This window comes from Enterobacter cloacae complex sp. HYC074_NIDB (assembly GCF_056673345.1).
The window spans coordinates 3,538,405-3,551,001 of record NZ_CP114214.1 but is presented as its reverse complement, the minus strand read 5'-3'; the positions used below and the strand labels follow the sequence as shown (position 1 = coordinate 3,551,001).

11 protein-coding genes are annotated in these 12,597 nt (G+C 57.5%); 8 read left to right on the top strand and 3 right to left on the bottom strand.

Features of this window, described 5'->3' with window-relative positions:
* Positions 1-17: 17 nt before the first annotated feature.
* From recO to acpS, 3 genes are all read left to right on the top strand, one after another.
* Entirely contained in the window at positions 18-725 is a 708-nt protein-coding gene (gene recO, locus O1724_RS17170; protein ID WP_003860708.1) for a DNA repair protein RecO, read from the top strand.
* 75 nt (positions 726-800) lie between these two features.
* Positions 801-1,532, top strand: coding sequence for a pyridoxine 5'-phosphate synthase (gene pdxJ / locus O1724_RS17165; protein ID WP_003860707.1), 732 nt, complete (start codon positions 801-803; stop codon positions 1,530-1,532).
* Positions 1,532-1,912 carry a holo-ACP synthase gene (gene acpS / locus O1724_RS17160; RefSeq protein ID WP_003860706.1) on the top strand — a complete coding sequence of 127 codons (381 nt, stop codon included), beginning with the start codon at positions 1,532-1,534 and terminating at the stop codon, positions 1,910-1,912. The genes pdxJ and acpS overlap by 1 nt, the downstream gene beginning before the upstream one ends.
* Here acpS and O1724_RS17155 read toward each other — a convergent pair.
* Positions 1,909-2,169 (bottom strand): YfhL family 4Fe-4S dicluster ferredoxin, encoded by a 261-nt coding sequence (locus O1724_RS17155; protein WP_003860704.1) that lies wholly within the window; start codon positions 2,167-2,169, stop codon positions 1,909-1,911. The two genes, acpS and O1724_RS17155, sit on opposite strands and share 4 nt — an antisense overlap.
* Positions 2,170-2,225: 56 nt before the next feature.
* Entirely contained in the window at positions 2,226-3,074 is an 849-nt protein-coding gene (locus O1724_RS17150) for a MurR/RpiR family transcriptional regulator (RefSeq protein ID WP_126296775.1), read from the bottom strand.
* Between the two features lie 118 nt (positions 3,075-3,192).
* On the opposite strand from O1724_RS17150, the gene murQ reads away from it, so the two are divergent.
* Genes murQ through tadA form a run of 4 tightly spaced genes read left to right on the top strand, consistent with a single transcriptional unit; the run spans position 3,193 to position 6,666 of the window.
* A complete protein-coding gene (murQ, locus tag O1724_RS17145) occupies positions 3,193-4,089 on the top strand; it encodes an N-acetylmuramic acid 6-phosphate etherase (RefSeq protein ID WP_126296774.1) in 897 nt (298 codons plus the stop codon).
* Between the two features lie 9 nt (positions 4,090-4,098).
* Positions 4,099-5,463, top strand: coding sequence for a PTS transporter subunit EIIC (locus O1724_RS17140; protein ID WP_023314660.1), 1,365 nt, complete (start codon positions 4,099-4,101; stop codon positions 5,461-5,463).
* Positions 5,464-5,466: 3 nt separating this feature from the next.
* Positions 5,467-6,102: a phosphatidylglycerophosphatase C gene (yfhb, locus tag O1724_RS17135; RefSeq protein ID WP_003860696.1), complete on the top strand. Its 636-nt coding sequence runs from the start codon at positions 5,467-5,469 to the stop codon at positions 6,100-6,102.
* A 24-nt stretch (positions 6,103-6,126) separates the two neighbouring features.
* Positions 6,127-6,666, top strand: a complete 540-nt coding sequence (tadA, locus tag O1724_RS17130) for a tRNA adenosine(34) deaminase TadA (protein WP_022651606.1) — start codon at positions 6,127-6,129, stop codon at positions 6,664-6,666.
* Here tadA and mltF read toward each other — a convergent pair.
* The gene (mltF, locus tag O1724_RS17125) at positions 6,554-8,104 is read right to left on the bottom strand and encodes a membrane-bound lytic murein transglycosylase MltF (RefSeq protein WP_126296773.1); all 1,551 of its coding nucleotides are present in this window, start codon (positions 8,102-8,104) and stop codon (positions 6,554-6,556) included. The two genes, tadA and mltF, sit on opposite strands and share 113 nt — an antisense overlap.
* A gap of 267 nt (positions 8,105-8,371) precedes the next feature.
* Here mltF and purL point away from each other — a divergent pair, with 267 nt between their 5' ends.
* Positions 8,372-12,259 (top strand): phosphoribosylformylglycinamidine synthase, encoded by a 3,888-nt coding sequence (gene purL, locus O1724_RS17120; RefSeq protein WP_479983899.1) that lies wholly within the window; start codon positions 8,372-8,374, stop codon positions 12,257-12,259.
* The last annotated feature ends 338 nt before the right edge of the window (positions 12,260-12,597 follow it).

The following is a 12,597-nucleotide window of genomic DNA, read 5'->3' as shown; positions in this document are numbered from 1 at the left end:
CCTAAGACGACGAGCATATGGATGGATGGCAGCGCGCCTTTGTCCTGCATAGTCGTCCCTGGAGCGAAACCAGCCTGATGCTGGACGTCTTCACGGAAGAGTCCGGTCGCGTGCGCCTTGTTGCCAAAGGCGCACGATCCAGACGTTCTAATCTCAAAGGTGCCTTGCAGCCTTTCACCCCACTGCTGGTCCGCTTTGGCGGGCGAGGGGAAGTCAAAACCCTGCGCAGTGCTGAAGCCGTTTCCCTCGCGCTTCCTCTTTCTGGTATCACGCTCTACAGCGGTTTGTACGTCAACGAACTCATCTCACGGGTGCTTGAACATGAGACCCGCTTCTCTGAACTTTTCTTTGATTACCTGCACTGTATCCAGTCGCTCGCTGGCGCAACCGGCACTCCTGAGCCTGTGCTGCGTCGTTTCGAGCTGGCGCTGCTCGGTCACCTTGGATACGGTGTTGATTTTCTGCACTGCGCGGGGAGTGGGGACGAGGTAGAAGATACCATGACCTATCGCTATCGTGAGGAAAAGGGCTTTATTGCCAGTGTCGTCGTCGATAACAGCACCTTTACCGGGCGCCAGCTCAGAGCACTGTATGAACGCGAGTTCCCGGACGCCGACACCCTGCGTGCGGCAAAACGCTTTACCCGAATTGCGCTCAAGCCGTATCTTGGGGGCAAACCTTTAAAGAGCCGCGAATTATTCAGGCAGTTTATGCCGAAACGCTAATGTTTTACCCCTCACCCCAGCCCTCTCCCGGAGGGAGAGGGAGAAGGTAAATGAACAAAAATACCGAGGATTGTCATGGCTGAATTACTGTTAGGCGTCAACATCGACCACATTGCCACCCTGCGCAACGCGCGCGGCACGGCGTATCCGGATCCGGTTCAGGCGGCGTTTATCGCCGAGCAGGCTGGGGCGGACGGCATTACCGTCCATCTGCGTGAAGACCGTCGCCACATCACCGATCGCGACGTGCGTATCCTGCGCCAGACGCTGGATACCCGCATGAATCTGGAGATGGCAGTAACGGAAGAGATGCTGACGATTGCCTGCGATACGAAGCCGCATTTCTGCTGCCTGGTGCCGGAAAAACGACAGGAAGTGACCACCGAAGGCGGTCTGGATGTGGCCGGGCAGCTCGACAAAATGCGCGATGCCTGCAAACGCCTGGCGGATGCCGGTATCCTGGTTTCACTGTTTATCGACGCCGATTTCACCCAGATTAAAGCCGCTGCCGACGTGGGCGCGCCGTATATTGAAATTCACACCGGCTGCTATGCCGATGCTGAAAACGACGCAGCGCAGGCGAAAGAGCTGGAGCGGATCGCCAAAGCGGCAACCTACGCCGCGAGCCTGGGACTGAAGGTTAACGCCGGTCACGGCCTGACCTATCACAACGTAAAAGCCATCGCTGCCCTGCCGGAAATGCACGAGCTGAACATCGGCCACGCCATTATTGGTCGTGCGGTGATGAGCGGCCTGAAAGAAGCGGTTTCCGAGATGAAGCGCCTGATGCTGGAAGCGCGTCAGTAATGGCTATTCTGGGCTTAGGCACCGACATCGTTGAAATAGCCCGCATCGAAGCGGTGATCGCCCGGAGCGGCGATCGCCTCGCAAGACGCGTGCTGAGCGATAACGAATGGGCTATCTGGGAGGCGCATCAGCAGCCGGTGCGCTTTCTGGCAAAGCGTTTCGCGGTTAAAGAGGCGGCGGCGAAAGCGTTCGGCACGGGCATTCGTAACGGCCTGGCGTTTAACCAGTTTGAAGTGTTTAACGATGAGCTGGGTAAGCCACGTCTGCGTTTATGGGGCGAGGCGCTTAAGCTGGCGGAAAAGCTGGGCGTGGCGCACATGCACGTAACGCTTGCAGATGAACGCCACTACGCCTGTGCGACGGTGATTATCGAAGGTTAAATTTTGTCCGCATGGTGCATCAGGACAAACTTATCCCACAGCTGTTCTTCGTTCTCGACATGTGCCGGATCTTTTAAGATCGTATTGGGAATGGGGCACACCTTCTGGCAGGTCGGCGTCTCATAGTGGCCAATGCACTCGGTGCAGCGGTCGCTGTTAATCTCATAAATGCTGTCGCCCATCGAAATCGCCTCGTTCGGGCATTCGGGTTCGCACATATCGCAGTTGATGCATTTTTTGGTGATTAACAGCGCCATCAGGAAATTCTCAGAAACATCACAAACAGGGCGGGCATTATACGCTCATTCGTTGTTCAAAACAGTTTTTTTACCAGCTCTTCGCTGTGACGAATACGCTCTGGCGCACGCTCCAGATCCTGCTGAACCAGCGCCATAAACAGCAGGTCCGTCAGCATCATCTGCGCACTCGTCGACGAAATCGCCGCGCTGCGAGTGGCCTGTTCCTCGGCGATGGTATACAGACAGCGGGTGGCCCGCTGCTGGAGCGCATTCGGGCTGAAGCCAGTAATGGCCAGAATTTTTCCTCCTACGCGCAGGGCTTCGTCGGTAGCCATATTAATTTCACGGCGCTCGCCGGAATAGGAGATGGCCAGCAGTAAATCGTCAGGATCCATGGCCTGCACGGTCGCCAGCAGCGCGTGCATATCCTGTTCAACGATGGCGTTATAGCCGATTTTTGTCAGCTTCCAGCCAAAGTTACGCGCAACCAGTCCGGAGGCACCGATCCCGGTCAATACAATACGCCGCGCGTCGCGAAGCATGGCTACGCTTTCCAGCAGCTTCTCTTCCGTGTTCACATCCAGCGTGGCATGCATTGCCGCCACGTTCTCCTTGATCAGCTTTTCGCCGACCAGACGCATCGGATCGTCGCCGCGGATCTGGTTATGCACCGGCATTGACTGCGGATTAGGGTTGCTTACCAGTGCTTCACTGATCGCCAGTTTTAGCGCCGGAAAGCCTTTATAGCCTATCTTCTGGGCAAATTTCACCACGCTCGACTGGCTCACCCCGGCTTCACCTGCCAGCTGCTGGGAGCTGAGGTGTCGCGCGCGATCGGGCTGGGAAAGTAAATAATCCGCCAGCTTTTTGTCACTCTGGGCAAACCCTGCGTAGCGCTGGCGAATACGAATTAAACAGTTCATACGGTCTCCTGGCGAAAATGTGATTACCTGCGCAAATACGAATTATGCTCGCCTGAATGAATTTTATATTCCATTATAGTGCGTTTATTATGAATTAAAAATTCCAGAGGTAAATAACATGAATCTAGGCTCTCTTGTTTCTGAAACGCGTAACCCGCAAACCATGGATCTTGATGCACTGTCCACGCTGGAGCTGGTAAACCGCTTTAATCAACAGGATACCCTCGTCGCGCTGGCAGTCAAAGAGACATTGCCCGAGGTGGCGAAAGCCGTAGACGCCGCTGCCGACGCTCTGATAGCAGGAGGACGCATTATTTATATGGGGGCGGGTACCAGTGGGCGCCTCGGTGTGCTGGATGCCTCAGAATGTCCCCCGACGTTTGGCGTTCCGCACGGTCTGGTCGTTGGCCTGATTGCCGGTGGCCCCGGCGCGCTGCTGAAAGCGGTGGAAGGGGCAGAAGACAATAAACAGCTTGGGGAAGACGATCTCAGGGCGCTGAACCTGACCGCGCAGGATCTGGTCGTCGGGCTGGCGGCTTCTGGTCGTACGCCGTACGTCATTGGTGGGCTGGAATACGCCAGACAGACGGGATGTACCACGGTGGCCATCTCCTGTAACCCGGGTTCGCCGATTGCGCAGGTGGCCGCCATTGCCATCTCTCCGGTCGTCGGGCCGGAAGCGCTCACCGGCTCCACGCGCCTGAAATCCGGAACCGCACAGAAGCTGGTGCTCAATATGATCTCCACCGGCGCGATGGTGAAATTTGGCAAGGTCTACCAAAACCTGATGGTGGATATGCAGGCCACCAACGTCAAGCTGGTGGACAGAGCCTGCCGCATGGTGATGGAAGCGACAGGCGCCAGTCGTGAAGAGGCGGAAAAGGTGCTTCAGCAGACCGATCACGATGTAAAACCCGCCATTCTGATGATATTAACCGGGCTGGATGCAGCCGCGGCCAGAGCCAGGCTTGAAGCCCATCACGGGTTTTTACGGGCGGCATTAGAACATCAATAAGAGGCGTTTATGGACAAAACAGCAGCGCTCGCCAGCGACATCCTGCTTGGGATCGGTGGGGAAAAAAATATTCAGCGTCTGGAAAACTGCATGACGCGTGTACGCGTCGAGGTGTACAACGACGAAAAGCTTGATTTAACGCGCCTGAAGCAGCTCCCCGGCGTGAGCGGGTACGTTAAACAGGGGCAACAGCACCAGCTGATTGTCGGTCCGGGCAAAGCGGCGCAGGTGGTTGATGCCATGCGCGCCCTGATGACGGGCGGTGAAACGGCTCCCGCCTTTGACGACGCGGAACGCACCAAAGCGCAGGCGAAAGCCAAATACAAAGCCCCCATGAGCGATGCGCTGCGCCAGCTGGCAAACGTCTTTATTCCTCTTATCCCGGCGTTTATCGCGTCGGGGCTGATCACCGGGATTATCAATATCCTCAAGCGTCCGGATATTGTCGGGAATTTCGCCACCCAGTATCCGAACCTGCTGGGTATTCTGGCGATTTTCGGCAGCGCGGTGTTTGCCATCATGAATATTCTGGTGGGGGTGAACACGGCCAAAGTGTTCGGCGGCTCGCTGGCGATGGGCGGCGTAATGGCGGGTATCCTCTCCAGCCCGCAGCTGGCGCAGATTACACTGTTTGGCGAGGCGCTTCAGCCTGGCCGCGGTGGGGTGATTGCCGTGCTGCTGGTGGTCATTCTGATGTGCTGGATTGAGAAAAAGCTACGCGCGTTGCTGCCAGGCTCGATTGAACTGATCCTCAACCCGCTGCTGACCACATTGATTACCGGGAGCGTGGCGATTGTGGCGCTGCAACCGTTAGGCGGCGCGATCTCTGAAGCCATCGCCCACGGCGCGTCTCTGGCGATCGATCGCGGCGGGCTGCTGGTGGGGGCCGTGCTGTCCGGGACCTTCCTGCCGTTAGTGCTGACCGGTCTGCATCAGGGGCTGGTGCCGATTCACGTCGAACTGGTACAGGCGCACGGCTATAACGCCCTGCTGCCGATCCTGTCGATGGCTGGCGTTGGGCAGGTCGGCGCGGCCATCGCGGTGCTGATGAAAACCCGCAACGCGCGTTTAAAAAAGGTCATTAAAGGGGCGCTGCCGGTCGGGTTGCTCGGTATCGGCGAGCCGCTGATTTTCGGCGTGACCTTGCCGCTGGGTAAGCCGTTCCTGGCCGCTTGTCTCGGTGGGGCGGTGGGCGGGGCGTTAATCAGCTACTGGAAAGTGGCGACCGTCATTACCTTCGGGATCTCCGGGTTACCGCTGGCATTAACCATCGTGACCGGAAAAGTGATGCTCTATCTGTTAGGCTATCTGGTAGCGGTGATCGCCGGGTTCCTGTTTACCTGGCTGTTAGGATTCAACGACCCAGAGGAGTAAGGTTTGGCCAGTCACGAGCGTCGCGTTGTCTTTTTTGATCTGGATGGAACGCTGCATCAGCAGGATATGTTCGGCACCTTTATGCGCTACCTGCTACGGCGCCAGCCCCTTAACGCGTTGCTGGTATTACCCCTGTTACCCGTTATTGGCATCGCGCTGCTGGTGAAAGGCCGTGCAGCGCGCTGGCCGATGAGCCTGCTGCTCTGGGGATGCACGTTTGGTCATAGCGAAGCGCGCCTCAAGCAGCTCGAACAGGATTTTGCGCACTGGTTTCGCGGGCACGTCGCCGCGTTTCCCGTGGTACAGGCGCGCCTGACCAGCTATCTCGACGCCAATGATGCCGATATCTGGCTGATTACTGGCTCCCCGCAGACGCTGGTGGAGCAAGTCTATTTTGATACGCCCTGGCTGCCGCGCGTAAATCTTATCGCCACGCAGATCGCGCGCGGCTACGGCGGCTGGGTGCTCACCCTGCGCTGCCTCGGACATGAAAAAGTGGTGCAGCTGGAGAAACGCATCGGTACGCCGCTGCGTCTGTACAGCGGCTACAGCGACAGCAAGCAGGACAACCCGCTGCTCTATTTTTGCCAGCACCGCTGGCGCGTCACGCCTCTGGGCGAACTTCAGCAACTCGAATAGTCTTATCTGTACCGGCTATGTATAATGCCGCCCGCTTTTCGACTGGAGTATCAGCCCTTGTCCAACCCTGAACACAATCATGAATACTGGATGCGCCATGCGCTGGCGCTGGCTCAGCGCGCCTGGGAAGAGGGCGAAGTGCCCGTGGGCGCGGTACTGGTCCATAACAATCAGGTTATTGGGGAAGGGTGGAACCGTCCGATTGGCCGTCACGATCCTACCGCGCATGCTGAAATTATGGCGCTGCGTCAGGGCGGACTGGTGCTGCAAAACTATCGTCTGCTTGATACCACCCTGTATGTCACCCTTGAGCCGTGCGTAATGTGCTCCGGGGCGATGGTGCACAGCCGAATCGGTACGCTGGTGTTTGGCGCGCGGGATGAAAAGACGGGCGCTGCTGGTTCACTGATGGACGTACTTGGGCATCCGGGGATGAACCACCAGGTGAAAACTATCGGCGGGGTACTTGCACCAGAATGTTCGGGTCTGTTAAGTGACTTTTTTCGAATGCGTCGGCAGCAGAAAAAGCAACAAAAGGCAGAATTGAAACCACAGGGTGATTAAGCTCTTCCGGTGCGACCACCGGATAGCTTTCAGCCAGCTGTTGCGCCTCGGCCGCCTCTTTTTCTTTCTCCAGCAGATATCCCACCAGGCTTATCTGATACTTACGAATATTTTCCACGTAGGCATACGCTTCATGGCCGCGCGCATAGCCATACGTCAGCTTCTGGTACCACTGTTTCTGGCTAAGCAGCGGCAGGCGCTGTTTTACATCTGACCAACTGTCCGGGTTACCTTTGGTTTTCGCCGTCAGCGCCCGCGCGTCGAGCATATGCGCATACCCCATGTTATAGGCGGCTAGCGCAAACCAGATCCGCTCCCCTTCCGGGACCGTCTCCGGCACTTTCGCCATCATATCCTGTAAATACTGCGCGCCGCCGCTGATGCTCTGTTCCGCATCGGTCCGGTCGCTGATGCCGAGGCTCTGGGCGGTATTTTTAGTGAGCATCATCAACCCGCGCACGCCCGTGGGGGAGGTGGCCTGAGCATCCCAGTGCGATTCCTGGTAGGAAATTGCCGCCAGCAGCTTCCAGTCAATCTCCTGGGCGTACTTCTCAAACAGCGGTTGCAGGTCCGGCAGCACGCTGTCCACCGCGCGCAGGAAGGTGCGGGTGTCAACGTAATCAAAATCGTCCCCGTGACCGAGATATTTCTCTTCCAGACGCGCCAGGGTGCCGTCTTCATTGATGGAATTAAAGAAATCGAGCATGGCCGCAGAGACGGTTTGATCGTCGTCCAGCTGGGTAAACCAGGTCACCGGCTGTTCGTCGGTCACATCCAGCGCCACGGCGATTTCAGGATGAACGCGCTGGAAAAGACTGATCGCCACCGAATCAGCAATGGTATAGGCCAGCTTTTTATCTTTTACCTGCTCCAGCAATTCGGTCGTGCCGAGTTTAGGATCGACCGTCCAGCTGAGGTTAGGGTATTTTTTCTCTTTCAACGCCCGCAGATCGTCAATCACCACATGGCCTGGCGCAATGGTCAATTGCTGGTCGGTGATGTCGGCCAGTGAGCGCGGGCGCAGGCTACCCACACGATAAACCACCTGCTGCGACACGGAGTAGTAGGTCGGGCCCGGCTGATAGTTTTTGCTGCGTTCGCTGTTGTACACCAGACCTGCGGCGAGAATATCGGCACGGTCATGGTCCAAATCATCAAACAGCTGGTTGATGTTCTGCCGCACGGTAACTTTCAGCTTCACGCCCAGATAGTCCGCAAACAGCTGTGCCAGTTCGTAATCAAGACCGATGGTTTTACCGTTGATATCGTCGTAAATAAGCGGGGAGGAGAGGGTACTGACGAGCAACTCCCCCCGCTCCTGAATGGCGGCGATACGGTTTTCGGCCTTGCCGAACCAGGGGATAGACGGCCAGAGGGCCACTGCCAGCAGCAACGTAACAATGCCGATGAGCAGATAATTAATCTTTAATTTTTTCAATTAGTTAATTCTCTGCGACGCCGGTTGCCTCAGTGTGCTGTAGTCATGTTAAGAGTAGAGTTTGCCATTGATTGAGCGGCATTTTGCGCAAAGTAGCGCCAGTTGGCAACCAATTAGAGAGACAGGTCACATCTATTGTTAAACATAAAGGTTGATTTTATTTCGACGCAAACGGTTTCGTCGGCGCTCAGGATTCTCTATAATGACGCCCGTTTTCCCCCCTTGCGCACACTGTAAGCGCCCCGGCGCTTCGAAGACGAGAGACTTATGATGGAAATTCTGCGTGGTTCGCCTGCACTGTCTGCCTTCCGTATTACCAAACTGCTGGCACGTTTTCAGGCGGCCGACCTTCCGGTAAGCAATATTTACGCTGAGTATGTCCATTTTGCTGACCTGAATGCCCCCCTGAATGCAGAGGAGCGCGTACAGCTGGAACGTCTGCTTAAATATGGCCCAAGCCTGAGCAGCCATACGCCGACCGGCAAATTAATCCTCGCCACGCCACGCCCTGGCACCATCTCCCCCTGGTCTTCCAAAGCAACAGACATCGCTCACAAATGCGGCCTGAACCAGATTAACCGTCTGGAGCGCGGTGTGGCGTACTACGTGGAAGCCTCTACCCTGAGCGACGCGCAGTGGCAGGCGGTTGCGGCTGAACTGCACGACCGCATGATGGAGAGCGTGTTTGACTCTCTGGATGATGCGCAGAAACTGTTCTCCCACCATCAGCCTGCGCCGGTACAGAGCGTGGATCTGCTGGGGCAGGGCCGTCAGGCGCTGATTGACGCAAACCTGCGTCTTGGTCTGGCACTCGCAGAGGATGAAATCGACTACCTTCAGGATGCATTCGTTAAGCTGAATCGCAACCCGAACGACATCGAACTGTATATGTTCGCGCAGGCCAACTCCGAGCACTGCCGCCACAAGATTTTCAACGCCGACTGGATTATCGACGGCGAACAGCAGCCGAAGTCGCTGTTCAAAATGATCAAAAACACCATGGAGCAAACCCCTGACCACGTGCTGTCTGCCTATAAAGACAACGCCGCGGTGATGGAAGGTTCCGAGGTGGGCCGCTTCTTCGCCGATCGCGAAGCAGGGCGCTATGACTTCCATCAGGAGCCTGCGCATATCCTGATGAAAGTGGAAACCCACAACCACCCGACGGCGATCTCCCCATGGCCGGGTGCGGCGACCGGCTCCGGCGGTGAAATCCGTGACGAAGGGGCGACCGGTCGTGGTGCAAAACCAAAAGCGGGTCTGGTCGGTTTCTCCGTCTCCAACCTGCGTATCCCGGGCTTTGAACAGCCGTGGGAAGAAGATTTCGGCAAGCCAGAGCGCATCGTGACCGCGCTGGATATCATGACCGAAGGCCCGCTGGGCGGCGCGGCGTTTAACAACGAATTTGGTCGTCCGGCGCTGAACGGTTACTTCCGTACCTATGAAGAGAAAGTGGACAGCCACAACGGCGAAGAGCTGCGCGGCTATCACAAACCGATCATGCTGGCGGGCGGGATCGGCAACATCCGTGCCGATCACGTGCAAAAAGGCGAGATCGTCGTCGGCGCGAAGCTGATCGTGCTCGGCGGCCCGGCGATGAACATCGGTCTGGGCGGCGGTGCGGCCTCTTCTATGGCCTCCGGCCAGTCTGATGCGGATCTCGATTTCGCCTCCGTGCAGCGTGACAACCCTGAGATGGAGCGTCGCTGTCAGGAAGTAATCGACCGCTGCTGGCAGCTGGGTGATGCTAACCCGATTCTCTTTATCCACGACGTGGGAGCGGGCGGTCTGTCCAACGCCATGCCGGAGCTGGTGAGCGACGGCGGCCGCGGTGGTCGTTTCAACCTGCGCGATATCCTGAGCGATGAGCCTGGCATGAGCCCGCTGGAAATCTGGTGTAACGAATCCCAGGAGCGCTACGTGCTGGCGGTTGCGGCCGACCAACTGCCGCTGTTTGACGAGCTGTGCCGCCGCGAGCGCGCGCCGTATGCCGTCATCGGTGAAGCGACCGAAGAGCAGCACCTGACTCTGAGTGACACCCATTTCGACAACCAGCCAATCGATCTGCCGCTCGACGTTCTGCTCGGTAAAACGCCGAAGATGACCCGCGACGTAACCACCCGTAAAGCGGCGGGCAAAGCGCTGGATCGCCAGGATATTACCGTTGCAGACGCGGTGAACCGCGTGCTGCACCTGCCTGCTGTGGCAGAGAAAACCTTCCTGGTGACCATCGGCGACCGCACCGTGACCGGTATGGTATCCCGCGATCAGATGGTTGGCCCGTGGCAGATCCCGGTCGCTAACTGCGCCGTGACCACCGCGAGCCTCGACAGCTATTACGGCGAAGCGATGGCGCTGGGCGAACGTACGCCGGTGGCGCTGCTGGACTTCGCCGCCTCTGCGCGACTGGCCGTTGGTGAAGCGCTGACCAACATTGCCGCGACGCAGATTGGCGACATTAAACGTATCAAGCTCTCCGCGAACTGGATGGCCGCTGCCGGTCACCCTGGTGAAGACGCCGGCCTGTATGAAGCCGTGAAAGCGGTGGGTGAGGAACTGTGTCCTGCGCTCGGCCTGACCATTCCGGTGGGTAAAGACTCCATGTCGATGAAAACCCGCTGGCAGGAAGGTAACGAGCAGCGCGAGATGACCTCTCCGCTGTCGCTGGTGATCACCGCGTTTGCGCGCGTGGAAGACGTACGTCATACCGTTACGCCGCAGCTTTCCACTGAAGATAACGCCCTGCTGTTGATTGACCTCGGCAAAGGCCATAACGCCCTGGGCGCCACCGCGCTGGCGCAGGTTTACCGCCAGCTCGGCGATAAGCCAGCCGACGTGCGCGACGTCGCCCAACTGAAAGGCTTCTACGACGCAATTCAGGCGCTGGTGGCGCAGCGTAAGCTGCTGGCCTACCACGACCGTTCCGATGGTGGCCTGCTGGTGACGCTGGCAGAGATGGCCTTCACCGGTCACTGCGGCGTTGAAGCAAACATTGCTACGCTTGGCGAAGACCGCCTGGCGGCGCTGTTTAACGAAGAGCTTGGCGCGGTCATTCAGGTACGCGCCGCAGATCGCGACGCGGTAGAAGCGATTCTGGCGCAGCACGGTCTGGCAGACTGCGTACACTATCTCGGTAAAGCGGTGCAGGGCGACCGTTTCGTGATTGAAGCCGACGGCCACGCGGTGTTCAGCGAAAGCCGCACCACGCTGCGCATGTGGTGGGCAGAAACCACCTGGCAGATGCAGCGGCTGCGTGACAACCCGGAATGCGCCGATCAGGAACACAACGCGAAGGCGAACGACAACGATCCTGGCCTGAACGTGAAGCTCAGCTTCGACATAAACGAAGACATTGCCGCGCCGTACATTGCGACCGGTGCGCGTCCGAAAGTGGCCGTGCTGCGCGAGCAGGGCGTTAACTCCCACGTTGAGATGGCTGCGGCCTTCCACCGCGCGGGCTTTGATGCCATCGACGTCCACATGAGCGACCTGCTGGCCGGGCGTACCGGGCTGGATGATTTCCAGGCGCTGGTTGCCTGCGGAGGGTTCTCCTACGGTGACGTGCTGGGCGCGGGCGAAGGCTGGGCGAAGTCTATTCTGTTTAACAGCCGCGTGCGTGACGAATTCGAAACCTTCTTCCACCGTCCGCAGACGCTGGCGCTGGGCGTGTGTAACGGCTGTCAGATGATGTCTAACCTGCGCGAGCTGATCCCGGGTAGCGAAGCCTGGCCGCGCTTTGTGCGTAACCAGTCTGACCGCTTCGAAGCGCGCTTCAGCCTGGTAGAAGTAACCCAAAGCCCGTCTCTGCTGTTGCAGGGAATGGTGGGTTCGCAGATGCCAATCGCGGTTTCGCACGGCGAAGGTCAGGTTGAAATGCGTGATGCGGCGCACCTGGCTCAGCTTGAAAGCAAAGGACTGGTAGCGCTGCGCTTTGTTGATAACTTCGGCAAGGTCACCGAAACCTATCCGGCTAACCCGAACGGTTCGGCAAATGGCATTACCGCGGTCACCAGCGAAAGCGGTCGGGTGACCATCATGATGCCGCACCCGGAGCGTGTCTTCCGCACCGTGAGCAACTCCTGGCACCCGGAAAACTGGGGCGAGGACAGCCCGTGGATGCGCATTTTCCGCAACGCGCGTAAACAACTGGGTTAAGTTTCAACGCCCTGACTGTAGGCCCGGTAAGCGCGAGCGCCACCGGGCTTTTTTGTACCTGTCGCAAAATCGCGACAATCCTCTGGGTTGAGTGTCTCCAATAAGAGACATTTAACTTATTGATTTATCTATGGCAGGACAGGTTTCCATTAAGGTGTTGCTTAATAGCGACACTTAGCCTGGAAATCATTCACCTGACAATCAATGCATTTTAATAATAAAACAATTATTAATCATAAGGATAGTATCAAAGTTTACAATCTGGCACGCATGTTGCATAATAGTAGCCAGTGGCTCATTCACCTTCTTATGTCAGCCCCTTCGGGACGTGCTACATA

Bases quoted from the DNA above. Each gene is read 5' to 3' on its own strand.
- O1724_RS17150 (WP_126296775.1), bottom strand. From the start codon at position 3,074: ATGAACTGTTTAATTCGTATTCGCCAGCGCTACGCAGGGTTTGCCCAG.
- purL (WP_479983899.1), top strand. From the start codon at position 8,372: ATGATGGAAATTCTGCGTGGTTCGCCTGCACTGTCTGCCTTCCGTATT.
- O1724_RS17155 (WP_003860704.1), bottom strand. From the start codon at position 2,169: ATGGCGCTGTTAATCACCAAAAAATGCATCAACTGCGATATGTGCGAA.
- tadA (WP_022651606.1), top strand. From the start codon at position 6,127: ATGCCGCCCGCTTTTCGACTGGAGTATCAGCCCTTGTCCAACCCTGAA.
- O1724_RS17140 (WP_023314660.1), top strand. From the start codon at position 4,099: ATGGACAAAACAGCAGCGCTCGCCAGCGACATCCTGCTTGGGATCGGT.
- recO (WP_003860708.1), top strand. From the start codon at position 18: ATGGATGGATGGCAGCGCGCCTTTGTCCTGCATAGTCGTCCCTGGAGC.
- murQ (WP_126296774.1), top strand. From the start codon at position 3,193: ATGAATCTAGGCTCTCTTGTTTCTGAAACGCGTAACCCGCAAACCATG.
- pdxJ (WP_003860707.1), top strand. From the start codon at position 801: ATGGCTGAATTACTGTTAGGCGTCAACATCGACCACATTGCCACCCTG.
- acpS (WP_003860706.1), top strand. From the start codon at position 1,532: ATGGCTATTCTGGGCTTAGGCACCGACATCGTTGAAATAGCCCGCATC.